Consider the following 15,429-nt stretch of genomic DNA (forward strand, 5'->3'; position numbering starts at 1 on the left):
GGCGATCCACGAGAATACGTTGATGCAGTTGGGCAGAGCACTGGTCATAGTCGCCATCATGAAATAGCTCTGCTGTGTCAGCGACATGCAGAAGGTATACATGTGGTGTGACCAGACCAGGAAGCCCAGGATTCCGATGGCGACCATGGCCAGAACCATCGGCAGATAGCCGAAGATCGGCTTGCGCGAGAAGGTGGCGATGACATGGCTGATGATGCCGAAGCCGGGCAGGATGATGATGTACACTTCCGGGTGGCCAAAGAACCACAGGATATGCTGGTACAGGATCGGGTCGCCGCCACCGGCCGGATTAAAGAAATTCGTGCCGAAATTGCGGTCCATCAGCAGCATGGTGATCGCGCCCGCCAGAACCGGCAGCGACAGCAGGATCAGCCAGGCGGTGATGAACACCGACCAGGCGAACAGCGGCACCTTGAACAGCGTCATGCCGGGCGCGCGCATGTTCAGGAAGGTGGTGATGATGTTGATCGCCCCCAGAATCGACGACGCCCCCGAGACGTGGACCGCGAAGATCGCCAGATCCATCGAATAGCCGTCCTCCTGCGTGGACAGGGGCGGATACAGAACCCAGCCAACGCCCGAACCATGCCCGCCGCCGCCGCCCGGCGCCAGCAGCGCGGCAACGCCAAGGCAGACGCCGACGACATACATCCAGTAGGACAGGTTGTTCAGCCGCGGAAAGCTCATGTCCGGGGCGCCGATATGCAGCGGCGTGAACTAGTTGCCGACACCGCCGAACAGCGCCGGGATCACGACCAAGAACATCAGCAGGACGCCGTGATAGGTGATCATCACGTTCCACAGATGCCCGTTCGGCGAACACTCGGCGCTCGAATCGGCAATCAGCCGCCAGCCTTCCGCGCACATGTACTGCACGCCGGGATGTTGCAGTTCCATCCGCATGTAGACGGTAAAGCTGACCGAGATCAGACCGACGATGGCCGCAGTGAAAAGGTAAAGGATACCAATGTCTTTGTGATTGGTAGACATGAACCAGCGGGTGAAGAAACCGCGCTGGTCATGGTCGTGTGCGTGCATTTGCTCGGCAGCGTCTGCCATCTGTGCCCTCCCTCACGAGTTATCAGCCGGTCGGGCAGACCGGCGCAGGCTTGCGTCACTCTAGACCAGTGGTGCGAGGCGGGCAATGTGCCCGCCCCGGAAAAAGCGCTGCTGCGGCGATGTCAGGCGTTGTTTTTCGGCGCGGAATAGTGGTTGCATTGTATCGACCGCCACCCGTTTCAGGGCCTTGCCGGTGATCGCGCCCGAGGACAGCCCCGCTTCGATCGTCTTGCTCAAAAGCCATTCGACACCGTTCGGCGGCCTGCTCGAACCCGTGGCGCATCCCGCCTCACTCGCCGATCCGCTTGCGCCGGCGCAGCAGCGATGAGGGATTGATCGGCGGGCGGTTCTGAAAGAAGGTCTTGCCAGTCAAGTGCTGGTATAGCCTGACGACTTTCTTTTGATTGCTTTGTCAGGATATAACAATTTGATTTTACGCCGATTCTGCGCCAACTTTATGATCAAACCGGCTTTCGTCAGCTATATGCCCCGCCTGTTGCCTGTGCCTGTCTCAGTCGCTCCAGCATCTGCGCGGCGGCAATTCCCGGCGACAGTTCTCCGTCGGCCACGCGGTCGCCAAGGCGCAGCAATTCGGCGCGGTTCTCGGGCAGATCAAGGCGTGCCAGCAGCCCGGCACGCAATTCAGCCATGAACCATTGCCGCGCCTGTGCCGCGCGGGCCTTGTCGAAATGGCCCTGTGCGCGCCGCCAGTCGATCAGCTTGTGCATCTCGTCCCATGATCCGGCAAGCCCGTCCCCCGTCGCAGCCGAGACGGGCAGCGCCTTGGGAAAACCTTCGGGATCCTGTGGACGTTTGCGCAGCAGGCGCAGCGCGCCGGCGTAATCGGCCACGGTGCGGCGCGCGGTGGACAGCAGGTCGCCATCGGCCTTGTTCACAAGGATCAGGTCGGCCATTTCCATGATGCCGCGCTTGACGCCCTGCAATTCGTCGCCGCCCGCAGGCGCCAGCAACAGCACGAACAGATCCGACATCTCGGCCACCAGCGTTTCCGACTGACCGACACCCACTGTCTCGATCAGCACCACGTCATAGCCCGCCGCCTCGCACAACCGGATCGCCTCGCGCGTGCGGCGGGCCACGCCGCCCAGTTCCGCGCTGGAGGGCGTGGGCCGGATAAAGGCCAGGGGATTGCGCGACAATTCCTCCATCCGGGTCTTGTCGCCCAGAATCGAGCCGCCCGAGCGCGCCGAGGACGGATCGACCGCCAGCACCGCCACCTGCAAGCCCTGCCCGGTCAGCATCGTGCCGAAAGCCTCGATAAAGGTGGATTTTCCCACACCCGGCGTGCCCGACAGCCCGATCCGCAGAGCCTGCCGGTCGGGCAGGCGCGACAACAGCGCATTGGCCCTTTCGCGGTGATCGGGGCGGGTGGATTCAATCAGGGTGATGGCGCGGGACAGTGCGCGGCGATTGCCCTGAAGCAGCGGTTCAAGAAGTTCGTCCATTTGGCCCCGTCAGCAGCGGGGACCGGATGCCCCCGCCCCGTGGATATGGGCAGCAGGGGCAAAAGCCAAGGGCGGGGGCACGCCGCAGCAGGGGCCCGGCAGGTCAATCTGGCCGCGTGGCCGCGAAAAAGCGGCTGAGGCGGGCAAAGCCGGGGACGTGGGCCGAGGTTCCGCCATCCGCTGCGAAGGCCTGACCGGTGATATAGCGCGCCTCATCGGACGCAAGAAAGGCGACCAGATGGGCAATGTCCTGCGGCGCGCCCAGATAGGGGGTCAGGGTCTCTTCCCCGACGGTTTCGCGCAATTCCGGCGGCAGATGTGCCAGCGCGGCAGGGGTTCCGGTCAGGCCGGGCAGGACGGCGTTGCAGCGGATGCCCTTTCTGCCGTGGCTGGTCGCGATGGATCTGGTCATCTGGATCACGGCCGCCTTTGATGCGGCATAGGCGGCCTGGATCACATTGCCCTGCAACGCCAGATTCGAAGCCGTATTGACGATTACCCCCGCGCCCTGCGGCGACATGATCCGCAACGCCTCGCGGCAGGCGATCATGGTGCCGCGCGTGTTGACGGCAAAGGTCGCATCCCAGTCCGCCGTGTCCATGTTCTCGATATTCCCGTCCCGCATCGCCATTTCAGGTGTCAGCAGGGCGGCGTTGTTGTCGATCACATCCAGCCGTCCAAAGCGCGCCATGGTGGCCGCGAACATCGCCACGATACTGGCCTCATCGGCCAGATCGACACCAAGATGGACTGCCTCGGCACCGTTCGCGCGCAATTCCTCCGCAACCCCGGCCGCGCGGAGTTCGGACAGATCGGCCACGACGAGGCGCGCGCCATGCGCGGCCATGATCGCACAGACCTGCGCGCCGATTCCTCCTGCGCCACCGGTCACGATCGTGACCTTGCCGTCCAGAGTATAGGCCATGTCTTTTCCTTTCATTGGTGACTGTTCTCAGTCAGGAAAGCTGCCCGCCGCGACGATCTCGACGATCAGGTCACAGGGATCGCGGAAAAAGAATGCCGCTGCGGGCGGGCGGGGATCGCCAGGTTTCAGGACAGGGTCATCCTCGGCCAGCATCGGGTCGCCGGGCCGCCGGATGACGCCGATGATCCGCACATCCGGGCGGGCGTGCAGAACCTCAAGAGCGGCCTGCGCGTTGCCCACGGAAAGGCAGGGATGCTTGGTGCCCTGTTCTGCCAGATCAGTATTCGGTCGCTTGCGGTGATCGGGCACGGGCGCGCTGTCGGCCTTCTGAAAGAATTCGAACCGCAAATCGCCCCGCCGCAAAAAGGCCAGATGCGTGTCGATGGGGGCAATGTATTTGCGGCCTTCAACCTGCATGCCGAAAACCTCGGTATAAAAGGCGATGGCGCGGTCGAGGTCGCCGACGCTGAACCCGGCGTGATGCCATTTCAGATCGAGGAACGGGCCGTCAGACATGGGCGGCCTCTTTGATGCGCCGGTCGTGATCGGTCTGCAACGCGGCCAGACCGGGATCGAAAAGGCCATCCGTCAGGATGAACAGCATCCGCGTGATCCGGTCGCTGCGGTTGGTCCATGCGTGGATCGTACCGCGCTGAACCACCATGTCGCCACGTTCCAGCACCACCTCGGAATCGTCCAGCAGCAGCACGATCTGGCCGTCAAGAACGATGCCATAGTCGATGCTTTCGGTGCGGTGCATCAGCGGGTGCCGCCCCGGAATCGTATGTTCGGCATTTTCGGCCAGCCCGACATGCTCGAACAGCTTGCGCGCGGTTTCCTTGTCGAAATCCGGGCCGTCCTGCCCTTCGGGTGGAATATCTACCATGCGGATGATCGTGCCATTCGGCGGCGGCGCGGTGTCGCGATGCCGGTCGGTCGGTTCCGGTTCATCGGCCAGAACCGGCATGGGCGAGGCATTGGTGTTCCAAAGCTCGTGAAAGGCAAGGCCCGGCTGGTGTTCGGGGCGAATCACATGAGGCGGGATTCCATCCGACAGGACCACGGCCCTGCCAGCGGCATCATGCCCGGTAACAACGCGGCGCACATTTTCCGGCAACATCTTTTCTCTTCCTGTTTTGTTGGTCGTTCAACCAAATAATTTGCCGTAAATCGCGCGAAAATCAAGACAGGCACAGAAATGTGCCTACTGTTCAAGTCGCTTTCGCTGCGCATAGTCAAAGGCAAATGCGCTGAATGGGAGGATTTCATGGCGGATTACGATGTCGTCGTCATGGGCGCTGGCCATAACGGCCTGACCGCGTCCTGTTACCTGGCCAAGGCCGGGCTGAAGGTTCTGGTGCTGGAACGCCAGCCCTTTCCCGGAGGCGGGGTCGTCACCCGCGAAATCAACACCCCCGGATACCGGCACGACCTGCATAGTTCCTGCCATATCATGATTCAGGGCAATCCCGTGCTGACCGAGGACGAGCTGGAGCTGAAATCGAAATGGGGGCTGGAATACCGCTATTCGCAGGTGCCCTATGCCTCGATCTTTCCGGAAAACGAAACGCTGATCACCTACAAGGATCTGGACCGCGCCTGCGAACAGATCGCGCAATATTCGAAACGCGATGCGCAGACCTATCGCAGATTCGCCGAGCGCTCGATGAAGATGATGCCGATGTTCGTGTCAGGGCTTTATGCCCCCCCGATCCCTTTTGGGCCATTCATGGCAATGCTGGACAGCGCCCCCGAGGGCCGCGAGATTCTGGATGCGATGAACCGGTCCTCGCTTGAGATTGTGAACCAGCATTTCGAAAGCGATTATCTGAAGATCCACCTGCTGAAGCTGGTTTCCGAAAATCTGCAACTGCCGGACGAGATTGGCACCGGTATGGGCATTTTCCTGATGCCGGGGATCATCCACACTTGGGGCGTGTCGCAGCCGGTTGGCGGCTCGGGCGGGCTGACTGACGCGCTGGTGCGCTGTCTGGAAGGCAATGGCGGCGAATTGCGGCTGAATACCGAGGTCGAAAAGATCATCGTCGAGAATGGCGAGGCGATGGGCGTCCGCCTGACCACGGGCGAAGAAATCCGCGCGGGCGATGCGGTGATCGCCGCACTGCATCCGCATATCATCGGCAAATTCGTCGAGGGGCTGGATCCCGGCGTCGAAGCGCGGGCGAAATCGGTCACTCTTTCCACGCAATCGCTGTTCGTGTCGCATTACGACCTGAAGGAACAGACGAAATACCGTGCGGGCACGGAAATCACCACCGCGACCATGCTGGAGTATTTCCCCTATAACGACCTGAACAGCCTGCTGGACGATTTCGACCACCTGCGGCGCAAGCGCATCACTCCGCGGCGTCTGCTGGGCGGGGGTGACGAAACCCACGGCGATCCGTCACGCGCGCCCGAAGGGGCAGGGATTTTCCATTCGATCACCATGGCCCCTTATGACATCGACGGAAGGGGGCCGGGTTACTGGGACGAATACAAGGACGAATACGCCGCCGAGACGTTGCGCCAATACGATCCGTTCATCTCGAACCTGACACCGGACAATATCATCGCCGCCTCGCACTGGTCGCCGCTGGACATGGAGAGGTCGTCCCCGAACAGCTTTGTCGGCGGTGACATGCATGGCTGTGCGCCGTTCCTGTATCAGTCGGCGGGCAGCCGCCCGACCGCCGATCTGGGGCAGTATACCGTGCCGGGGGTCGAATGGCTGTATCTGGTCGGGCCGTTCCAGCATCCGGGCGGCGGGGTCTATGGCGCGGGGCGGGCCACCGCGCTGCGCATGTTCGACGACATGGGGCTGAACTTTGAAAGGGCCGTGGCATGAAGATCACCGACAATCTGGGCAAGGAACTGATGGACGTGGCCAGAATCGAGGCCGATTCCGCCAATAATCTGGTCATTCGCGGCAAGATTTTCGGATCCATGCCGATGACGGCCAAACTGTCCCCCGAACAGGCACGTGCGGCGCTGAAACTGCTGAACGCACGCACTATCTGGTTCCTGATCACCATCCTGTTCCGCCGCAGCCGGACGCCACTCGCCGGGGCGGCCACCGGCGTGGTGAAAAGCAGGCGAAGAAGCCAGCAATGAACCGGGCTGCATTTGACGACTATATCGCCCGCTTCAATAACCGCGATGTGAGCGGGTTTGAAATGTATATCGCCTCTGACATGAAAATGCTGAACGGCGCGCTGGAATTTACCGGCGTCGAGGGAATGAAGGAACATTACGTCGAAAAAATCTGGCCGCATTTCGATGAAAGGTTGAACGTGCTGGGTTTCGTGGCATCCGACAGCAACGCGGCGGTCAGGATGCGCACCGTCTTTACCGCAAGGGCGGATGGCGACACGCTGTTCGGGCCGGTGAAAAAGGGACAGCGCTTCGTCTATCTGGGCGTGATCTTCTATGACATCCGGGACAGCAGGTTCACCTCGATCACCGTGGCCTATAACAGCTTCAGAAGCATCACCCCTGACGGCACCGAAACCGAACTGGGCATGCCGCATTAGCTTTCCTTGCGCAGGCCGCGGCATTAGGCTGCCCGGCATGAGCAGGGCACGCATTGACATAGCCGGGCTGCTGGCCATCGGCGAGGCGGTTCCATTGGCCGACGACCCGCGCCTTGCGGGTCTGGCCGCTCTGTGCCTGCAAATGGGCGACCGGCCGCCCGGTCGCGACCAGCCCGTGCGCGAGGTGATGGCGCGGCTGGGGGACAACTGGTCGGCGCTGGTGCTGAAGGTGCTGGCCACCGGCACCTTTCGCCACGCCACACTGAAGCGCGTCATTGGCGCGCTAAGCGCCGAGGGCGAGATTTCGCAGCGCATGTTGACCCTGCGCCTGCGCGCGCTGGAACGCGACGGGTTCGTGTCGCGTATCGAACATGACACGGTACCGCCGCGCGTGGACTATTTCCTGTCGCCCCTTGGCCGCGAACTGGTGTCCGAGATTGACCGGCTGATCAGGTGGATAGAGGCCCAGGAGGATCAGATCCTGCGCGCGCGCCGGGAATTTACCGGCTGAAGCTTTCCATTCCCGCCGTCGCGAAACGCAGCAGCACCGGATAGGCTTCGGCCAGATTGGTCGCCTTGACGGCCCCGGTCGAAAGGCGATCCACCCGCCCGTGCTGGGACACCGTGTTCAGCATCACCTGCAACACCATCGTGAAGGCCCGCGTCACCGTGCCCGGATCGGCGTCGGGCATGGCCTGCATCAGCGCCTGATGAAACAACCGGGCCGTCCTGTCGAAATGCGTCTCAAGCAGGTCCAGCCACTGATTATCCTCGCCCAACCGCGCCAGCAGCCGGAAATAGTCGCGCCAGCCCGGCTCTTTCGAGCGTGCGCGTTCGAACAGCGGCGCCATAAAGGCATCGAGGATCTGTTCTACATTGGGGTGTTGCAGCGCCGCCAGCCGTTCCTCGCGCAGGGCCGACATGACGCTGGCCCTCCGCCCAACCGTTTGTTCAAAAAGATTTTCCTTGGTGCCGAAGTGATAGCTGGCCAAGGCCAGTGTGACCCCGGCATCGGTGGTAATGTCGCGCAGCGAAACCAAACCGAATCCGCGCCTGCCAAACAGCCTCTCGGCCGAGTTGAGGATTTTTTCCCGTGTCACGTCTCCGTTCGCGCGCGTGGGACGGTCTTTTTGTCTTGTCGCCATGTCAGGCTACCTCGGTTCGGTTTTACAAAATCCCTATGCCCAATTCTATCGGTAAAGCCGATACATGAACGCGAGGATTTCGATTTCCTGTTATTTGGTTGATCGTATAACTAATTATGTAACACAATGCCAGAAGCTGTCATGAGACAGAATCGCACATGCGAACAGGGGAGGGTTCCGTGCTCGACGAAGGCAATATCCACGCGCAGGATGTTCTTGTGGTCGAAAGCCTGCAAAAATCACTGGGGGCCGAAACGGCCCGGCTGCAAATTCTGGGCGGCATCGATTTTCGCGCCAGACCGGGCGAATTTCTGACCATCGTAGGCCCGTCCGGCTGCGGCAAGACCACGCTGCTGATGTGTCTGGCGGGCCTTTATGCCCCCGACGAGGGGCATGTCCAGTTTCAGGGCAATGTGATCGATGGTCCGCCCGAGGGGCTGGCCGTGGTGTTTCAGGATTATTCCCGCTCGCTTTTGCCGTGGAAAAAGAACCTCGCGAATGTGCTGTTCGGGATGCGCCGGCTTGACGCCACAAAAGAGGAAAAGCAGGCTATTGCGCTGGAAATGCTTGAGGCGGTCGGCCTGAAGGGGTTCGAGGACCGCTATCCCTGGGAATTGTCGGGCGGCATGCAACAACGTGTCGCCATCGCCCGCGCACTGGCCACCCGGTCCAAACTGTTGCTGCTGGACGAACCGCTGGCTGCCGTCGATGCCCAGACCCGCGCCGAGATGCAGGATCTGCTGCTGCGGCTGGCACGGCAATTCGGCAAGACCTGCATCCTTGTCACCCATGATGTCGAGGAATCGGTCTATATGGCCGACCGGATCGTGGTGCTGTCAAAACGGCCCACCCATGTCGTCGAGGAAATCGAGGTGCCGCTGGCCAAGCCGCGCGACCAGTTGACCACCCGCGAGAACCCCGAATTTCTGCGCATCCGTCACGACGTCATCGAACGCATCCGCTCGTTCCGGCAGGGCTAGGCCGCCGGCAGTTCAGGGGAGGAGACCAGAATGAAGAAACGCAATTTTCTGAAAAGCACGATTTTCGCCATCGCAGCCGCCGCAATGCCCGCATCCGCCATGGCGCGGGACAGCGTCAAGGTGGCCTATATGAAGATTCCGCCGCTGGTACATATGATCTACGCGCTGGAAAACGGCATCTTCGAACAGAACGATCTGGAGGTTGACCTGACCGTCGTGAATGGCGGGCCGGAACTGATGACGGCGCTGGCCTCGGGTTCGGTCGATATTGGCATGACGGCGGTGGGCATCGTCCTGCTGGCCCGCGCCAAGGGGCTGAAACTTCAGGCTTTCGGCACCGGCGATTACGAGGAACCCGGCGACATCCGCAACTGGATCGTCGCTGATGCGAATGACGGCATCGCCTCGCTGAAGGATCTTGAGGGCAAGACCGTTGGCGTCGTGGCCAAGAACTCGCCCGCAGAGCTGTCGGTTCGCGACCATATGCTTGCCGCCGGGGCCGACCCCGATACGGTGAAGTTCGTGGCCCTGCCGTTCCCGCAGCTTCCCTCGGCGCTGGAGGTGGGCAATGTCGATGCGGTGTTTGTGGGCGACCCGTTCCACACGCAGTTGCAAAATTCCACCAAGGCCAAGGCCACCGATCTGTCCGAAGGGCTGATTGCCACCCTTGATCAGGACGGCCGCATCGCCCTTGGCGGCTGGTTCGCGCGGGACGAATGGCTGGCCGATGAAAAGAACCGCGACATCGCGCGGCGCCTGCTGAAATCGATCCTGCAATCCAACCGGGAACTGGATGCCGATCCGGCGAAATTCTATGCCATCCTCGAACGCGATTTCGGCATGCCGCCCGATGTCGCGGCCAAGAACCCGCTGCATCTGAACACCGGCCCGCTGGTGGCCGAACCGGCGAACTATCAGCCGACCATCGACGCCCTGGCCCGGACCGGGATGATCAAGGAAAGCTATCCGGCCTCGGATGTGGTCGTCTCCATTTCCGACGAATAGGACCGGTTCGATGTCATACCGCAACCTCAGGCGCCCCCTTGGGCTGCTGATCTTTCTTGTCCTGTGGCAGGCGGTCAGCCTGTCGGGGCTGGTTTCGTCCGAGCTGATGCCAGGACTGGGCACCATCGGGGCCGCAATCGCCGGTTTCGTTGGTCAGGCCGAATTCTGGACCAGCTTTTTCGCGACGGTCCAGCGCATGCTGATCGGGCTGATCGTGGCCGTTGCGCTGGCGCTGCTGCTGGCGGTGATCGCCGGGCGCTATCCGGTGATCCGGCGGATGCTGCTGCCAATCACCGACATCATGCGATCACTTCCGCCGCCCGCACTGGTGCCGCTGCTGATCTTTGTGCTGGGGATCGGCCCGCCGCTGTTCTATTTCATCGTGATCTATGGCTGCATGTGGCCGACCTATATTTCCGCCTCGAACGCGCTGGCCACGGCCGAGCCGGTGCAGGTCAGTACCGGTCGCAGCTTTGGGCTGACCGACTGGCAGATCATGTGGCAAATCCGCGTGCCCGCCGCCCTGCCCGAGGCCTTTACCGGCATCCGCCTGTCCGCCGGGATCTCGCTTCTGGCGACGGTCGCGACCGAGATGCTGGTCGGCGGGTCGGGGTTGGGGGCGCTGATCTTCGATGCAGGTTTCTCGCTGCTGTGGGACGACATGTATGCGCTGATGTTCATCATCGGAATGCTGGGCATCGCCATGAATCAGGCTGTCCACATGGTGCGTCAGCCGCTGGCGGGCTGGCAAAGCAGCTATTCCGCGATGGGGGCACAGACATGATGAACCGCATGCTTCATTCCCGCTTCAACTGGCCGGGCTTCCTGTTAATTCTGGCCGTCGTCGCGATATGGGAGGTCATGGCGCAGGCCGCCGACAGCATGACCTTTCCCAGTGCCTCGGGCGTGGTGGCCACGCTGTTTTCCGACACAGGCCAGATCATGGCAGCAACGCTGATCACGCTGCGCCGCGCCGCCATCGGCTTTGGCATCGCGCTGGCCCTGATGCTACCCGCCGGAATCGTGCTGGGCCGCATCCGTACCCTTGGCGAGATCGTCGAACCGGTGATCGAGTTCTTTCGCCCGCTGCCCCCCATCGCGGTCGTGCCGCTGGCAATGATGATCCTTGGCATCGGCGATACCGCCAAGCTGGTGGTGATCGTCTGGGGCGCGTCCTTTCCGATCCTGATCAACACCATCGACGCGGTGAAGGTGCAGGATCCGATGCAGGCGCGGCTGGCGCGTTCGCTGCGGCTGACCACCATCGAACGGATGACCCTGATCGACCTGCCCGCCGCTCTGCCTCGCATCTTTGCCGGGATCCGGCTGTCGATCACCGTCTCGCTGCTGCTGACGGTGGTATCCGAGATCATCCTGTCCACCGACGGCCTTGGCGATTATCTGAAATCCGCACAATCGGATTTCGACATGACCAAGGTAATGACCGCGATCATCGTCATCGCGATCATGTCGCTGATCGTCAATTCGCTGACAAACATCGCCAATCAAAGGCTGCTGAGCTGGCATTTCCGGCGCTCGGCCATGGCGGGTATCTGAACGGAAGCCATCATGACAAAGAAGAACATCCTGTGGATCATGGCCGACCAGCTTCGCTGGGATTACCTTGGTTGCTATGGCCATCCGACGCTGAAAACCCCGGTCATGGACAGCATCGCCGAACGCGGCGTGCGCTTTGACCGGGCCTATGTGAACGCGACGATCTGCGGACCCAGCCGGATGTGCTATTACACCGGGCGGCATATGTGGACGCATGGCTCAAGCTGGAACAACGTCCCGCTACGGGTGGGCGAGATGACCCTGGGTGATCATCTGCGCCCGCTCGGATACCGGACTGCGCTGGTCGGCAAGACGCATATGACCGCCGATGTTCAGGGGATGCAGCGGCTGGGGGTGGATCAGGCCTCGACCGAGGGGGTGCTGTCCGCCGAATGCGGCTTTGAACCCTATGTCCGCGATGACGGCATTCATCCCGACAAGTTCGCCGATCCGGATCAGGAATATAACCGTTATCTGGCCAGCCACGGCTATGACGGCCCGAACCCGTGGCACTACGGCGCGAATGCCGGGGTGGATGACAAGGGCCAGCCCTTGTCGGGCTGGTACATGCGCAACGCCGCGCAACCCACGGTTATCCCCGACGAGCATTCCGAAACCGCCTTCATGACCAACCGCGCGATGGATTTCATTCGCGACGCGGGTGACAAGCCGTGGTGCCTGCATCTCAGCTATATCAAGCCGCACTGGCCCTATATCGTGCAGGCCCCCTATCACCGGATGTATTCTGCCCGCGACGTCATCCCGGTGAACCGGGCGCAGGCGGAACGCGAGGACGCGCATCCCGTGATGAAGGGATACATGAACTATGCCGAAGGCCGGTCCTTCAGCGAGGATCACGTCCGCGACACCGTGATCCCGATCTATATGGGCCTGATCACACAGCTTGACGACCATCTGGGCAGGCTGATGGAGTTTCTGGAACAGATGGGGCGGCTGAAGGATACGATGATCGTGATTTCATCCGATCATGGCGATTATCTGGGCGATCACTGGCTGGGCGAGAAAGAACTGTTCCACGACGAAAGCGCGCGCGTGCCGCTGATCGTCTATGACCCCTCGCCGCAAGCCGACACGACGCGCGGGACAGTCTGCACCGATCTGGTGCAGGCCATCGATCTGGCCGCCACCTTTGTCGATCTGGCCGGAGGCACCGACAGCGAACATATCCTTGAGGGCAAATCCCTGCTGCCGGTTCTGTACGGAACCGGTGGGGGACATGATTATGTGGTCTCGGAACTGGATTTCAGCCACCGCCATGTGGCCCGCGACATGGACCTGCCCTGGAATCGGTGCCGCGCCTGGATGGTCCGCTCGGATGACTGGAAGTATGTCTATTGGGAGGGTTTCCGCCCGCAACTGTTCGACATGAGAAACGACCCCAGGGAACTGACCGATCTGGGCGACGATCCGGCCCATGCCGACATCCGCGCGGCACATCGCGAGAAATTGTTCGACTGGTTCCGCGATCGCCGCCTGACCGTGACCTTCAGCGAGGGCGAAATCCTGAACCGCCGCAAGGGCGGGCCAGAGCAGGTCGGCGTTATGGTCGGTTACTGGTAGCGGAAACAGGCAAATAACGGCACGCCATGGCCACCGGGCAGGTATTTCAATCCATGCGTGCGTAATTGGAGCAATTACACCTCGAAATCCCATCCGTAATGCTGCACAAAAAATGCGTAAACATACGCACTTGACGCAGCCTTTTGAGAAAGGCAGGGGAAAGTGAGCTTTGCAAGATTCGCATGGCACCCGACAGGAAAGCAAGGCGATGGACTGGGACAAGCTGAGAATCTTTCACGCGGTTGCCGATGCCGGCAGCCTGACGCATGCGGGTGAAACGCTGCACCTTTCGCAATCCGCCGTCAGCCGCCAGATCCGCGCCCTGGAAGAGGCGTTGGGCACCACCCTGTTCCACCGCCATGCGCGCGGCCTGATCCTGACCGAGCAGGGCGAATTGCTGTTCGATGCCACCTCATCCATGGCGCGCAAGCTGGAGGGCGCATCGGCCCGCATCCGCGACAGCGAGGAACATGTTTTCGGCGAACTCAAGGTGACGACGACGGTTGGTTTCGGCTCGTTGTGGCTGGCCCCCCGTCTGGGCAAGCTGTACGAACGCTTCCCCGATCTCAAGATTGACCTGATGCTTGAGGAACGCGTGCTGGACCTGCCCATGCGAGAGGCCGACGTGGCCATCCGCATGAAGGAACCCAGCCAGTCCGACCTGATCCGCCGCAGGTTGCTGAACATCCGAATGCGACTTTATGCCACGCAAGCCTATCTGGACCGGGCAGGCACGCCCGAGACCATGGCCGATCTGTCCAGGGCGCGGCTGATCTGCCAGAAGCCCGACCAACCGCAGGTCGCGGCGGGGGCGCTGCTGGTGCAGGAACTGATGGCGCAGAACGTCGTGTCCACGCTGACCGTCAACAACTATTTCGGCGTGCTGCGTGGCGTCATGGCCGATGTCGGGATCGGCGTGCTGCCCGATTATCTGGCGATCGACAATCCGGAACTGATCCGCGTGCTGCCCGATGTCGAATCGGGCGATGTTCCGGTTTTTTTGGCCTACCCCGAGGAACTGCGTCAGACCCGGCGGGTTGCCGCCTTCCGTGATTTTGTTCTTGAGGAAATTCTTGCCTATCGGCGGCAGCAAAGCGAATCCGACCGCGCATGAAAACTCAAGCGACTGAATATTCTTGAATAAATCACTCGGATTACGACAATCATCCACCGATTGATCAACTGTCGCGTGTAGCTATTCCGCCACTGCATGCCCGATATGCCTCAACTGTGGCGTCATATCCCTTGAAAGATTCACATACTGCACATAAATCTTGCTGCGAAGGCGATGGTCAGCCCATAAGCGCATCACCTTCTACCTCCCTGTTGGACTTAGGCCGGGCTTTATGCCCGGCTTTTTTTTTACCCTCCGCTCGCCGCATGCGGTCGCTGCGCCCTTTCAAACGGCGCTTTCTCGCAATACAAGGCCCCAGCAATTCACGCGCAGGAAGGGCCAGGCATGCAGGAACCGTCGATCACCCCGGATCTGATCGCCGCGCACGGGCTTAAGCCCGACGAATATGACCGCATTCTGGACATCATCGGACGCGAGCCGACATTCACCGAACTGGGCATCTTCTCGGCCATGTGGAACGAGCATTGTTCCTATAAATCATCGAAAAAATGGCTGCGCACCCTGCCCACCGAAGGCCCGCAGGTGATCTGCGGTCCCGGTGAGAATGCGGGCGTCGTCGATATCGGCGACGGGCAGGCGGTGGTGTTCAAGATGGAAAGCCACAACCACCCGTCCTATATCGAGCCGCATCAGGGGGCCGCGACCGGGGTGGGCGGCATCCTGCGCGACGTGTTCACCATGGGCGCGCGGCCGATTGCGGCGATGAATTCGCTCAGCTTCGGCGCGCCGGAGCATCCGAAAACCCGGCAGCTGGTGCATGGCGTGGTCGAGGGCATCGGCGGCTATGGCAATGCCTTTGGCGTGCCGACGGTGGGCGGCGAGGTCCGGTTCGATCCCGCCTATAACGGCAATTGTCTGGTCAACGCCTTTGCCGCCGGTCTGGCCGAGACCGGTGCGATCTTTTACTCGGCCGCCTCGGGCATCGGCATGCCGGTGGTCTATCTCGGTGCCAAGACGGGGCGCGACGGCGTCGGCGGCGCGACGATGGCCAGCGCCGAATTCGACGACACGATCGAGGAAAA

16 protein-coding genes and 2 pseudogenes are annotated in these 15,429 nt (G+C 61.5%); 11 read left to right on the forward strand and 7 right to left on the reverse strand.

The window, feature by feature from the left end:
• The 6 genes and pseudogenes from ACK5L9_RS03995 to ACK5L9_RS04020 form a co-directional block, all read right to left on the reverse strand.
• Positions 1-1,080 (reverse strand): annotated as a pseudogene (locus ACK5L9_RS03995) (cbb3-type cytochrome c oxidase subunit I); the annotation flags it as partial.
• Positions 1,081-1,239: 159 nt separating this feature from the next.
• A pseudogene (locus ACK5L9_RS04000) lies at positions 1,240-1,462 on the reverse strand (hypothetical protein); the annotation flags it as partial.
• Positions 1,463-1,556: 94 nt separating this feature from the next.
• Complete coding sequence (gene meaB, locus ACK5L9_RS04005; RefSeq protein ID WP_416910157.1) at positions 1,557-2,546, reverse strand: methylmalonyl Co-A mutase-associated GTPase MeaB; 990 nt, start codon at positions 2,544-2,546, stop codon at positions 1,557-1,559.
• 103 nt (positions 2,547-2,649) lie between these two features.
• Positions 2,650-3,471 (reverse strand): SDR family NAD(P)-dependent oxidoreductase, encoded by an 822-nt coding sequence (locus ACK5L9_RS04010; protein WP_416910158.1) that lies wholly within the window; start codon positions 3,469-3,471, stop codon positions 2,650-2,652.
• A gap of 27 nt (positions 3,472-3,498) precedes the next feature.
• On the reverse strand, positions 3,499-3,987 hold the full coding sequence (locus ACK5L9_RS04015) for a VOC family protein (protein WP_416910159.1): 489 nt from the start codon (positions 3,985-3,987) through the stop codon (positions 3,499-3,501).
• Positions 3,980-4,591 carry a cupin domain-containing protein gene (locus tag ACK5L9_RS04020; RefSeq protein WP_416910160.1) on the reverse strand — a complete coding sequence of 204 codons (612 nt, stop codon included), beginning with the start codon at positions 4,589-4,591 and terminating at the stop codon, positions 3,980-3,982. The genes ACK5L9_RS04015 and ACK5L9_RS04020 overlap by 8 nt, the downstream gene beginning before the upstream one ends.
• A gap of 78 nt (positions 4,592-4,669) precedes the next feature.
• Here ACK5L9_RS04020 and ACK5L9_RS04025 point away from each other — a divergent pair, with 78 nt between their 5' ends.
• From ACK5L9_RS04025 to ACK5L9_RS04040, 4 genes are read left to right on the forward strand one after another with little or no spacing between them, the layout of a single operon-like run.
• On the forward strand, positions 4,670-6,319 hold the full coding sequence (locus tag ACK5L9_RS04025) for a phytoene desaturase family protein (RefSeq protein WP_416910161.1): 1,650 nt from the start codon (positions 4,670-4,672) through the stop codon (positions 6,317-6,319).
• Positions 6,316-6,585, forward strand: coding sequence for a hypothetical protein (locus ACK5L9_RS04030; protein WP_416910163.1), 270 nt, complete (start codon positions 6,316-6,318; stop codon positions 6,583-6,585). The genes ACK5L9_RS04025 and ACK5L9_RS04030 overlap by 4 nt, the downstream gene beginning before the upstream one ends.
• The gene (locus ACK5L9_RS04035; protein ID WP_416910164.1) at positions 6,582-7,004 is read left to right on the forward strand and encodes a nuclear transport factor 2 family protein; all 423 of its coding nucleotides are present in this window, start codon (positions 6,582-6,584) and stop codon (positions 7,002-7,004) included. The genes ACK5L9_RS04030 and ACK5L9_RS04035 overlap by 4 nt, the downstream gene beginning before the upstream one ends.
• A 37-nt stretch (positions 7,005-7,041) precedes the next feature.
• Complete coding sequence (locus tag ACK5L9_RS04040) at positions 7,042-7,515, forward strand: winged helix-turn-helix transcriptional regulator (protein ID WP_416910165.1); 474 nt, start codon at positions 7,042-7,044, stop codon at positions 7,513-7,515.
• Here ACK5L9_RS04040 and ACK5L9_RS04045 read toward each other — a convergent pair.
• Positions 7,505-8,149 (reverse strand): TetR/AcrR family transcriptional regulator, encoded by a 645-nt coding sequence (locus ACK5L9_RS04045; RefSeq protein WP_416910166.1) that lies wholly within the window; start codon positions 8,147-8,149, stop codon positions 7,505-7,507. The genes ACK5L9_RS04040 and ACK5L9_RS04045 overlap by 11 nt on opposite strands.
• 179 nt (positions 8,150-8,328) lie before the next feature.
• On the opposite strand from ACK5L9_RS04045, the gene ACK5L9_RS04050 reads away from it, so the two are divergent.
• From ACK5L9_RS04050 to ACK5L9_RS04080, 7 genes are all read left to right on the forward strand, one after another.
• Positions 8,329-9,129: an ABC transporter ATP-binding protein gene (locus ACK5L9_RS04050; RefSeq protein WP_416910167.1), complete on the forward strand. Its 801-nt coding sequence runs from the start codon at positions 8,329-8,331 to the stop codon at positions 9,127-9,129.
• A gap of 30 nt (positions 9,130-9,159) precedes the next feature.
• Positions 9,160-10,134, forward strand: a complete 975-nt coding sequence (locus ACK5L9_RS04055) for an ABC transporter substrate-binding protein (RefSeq protein ID WP_416910168.1) — start codon at positions 9,160-9,162, stop codon at positions 10,132-10,134.
• A gap of 10 nt (positions 10,135-10,144) precedes the next feature.
• On the forward strand, positions 10,145-10,918 hold the full coding sequence (locus ACK5L9_RS04060) for an ABC transporter permease (protein ID WP_416910169.1): 774 nt from the start codon (positions 10,145-10,147) through the stop codon (positions 10,916-10,918).
• An 8-nt stretch (positions 10,919-10,926) separates the two neighbouring features.
• Positions 10,927-11,691, forward strand: a complete 765-nt coding sequence (locus tag ACK5L9_RS04065) for an ABC transporter permease (protein ID WP_416910170.1) — start codon at positions 10,927-10,929, stop codon at positions 11,689-11,691.
• 12 nt (positions 11,692-11,703) lie between these two features.
• Positions 11,704-13,272 carry a sulfatase-like hydrolase/transferase gene (locus ACK5L9_RS04070; RefSeq protein ID WP_416910171.1) on the forward strand — a complete coding sequence of 523 codons (1,569 nt, stop codon included), beginning with the start codon at positions 11,704-11,706 and terminating at the stop codon, positions 13,270-13,272.
• 208 nt (positions 13,273-13,480) lie between these two features.
• Positions 13,481-14,386 (forward strand): LysR family transcriptional regulator, encoded by a 906-nt coding sequence (locus ACK5L9_RS04075; RefSeq protein WP_416910173.1) that lies wholly within the window; start codon positions 13,481-13,483, stop codon positions 14,384-14,386.
• Positions 14,387-14,731: 345 nt separating this feature from the next.
• On the forward strand, positions 14,732-15,429 hold a 698-nt coding region (locus tag ACK5L9_RS04080), incomplete at its 3' end, for an AIR synthase related protein (RefSeq protein WP_416910172.1).

It is taken from the genome of Paracoccus sp. (in: a-proteobacteria), assembly GCF_047973135.1.
In the GTDB taxonomy this organism is placed as follows: domain Bacteria; phylum Pseudomonadota; class Alphaproteobacteria; order Rhodobacterales; family Rhodobacteraceae; genus Paracoccus.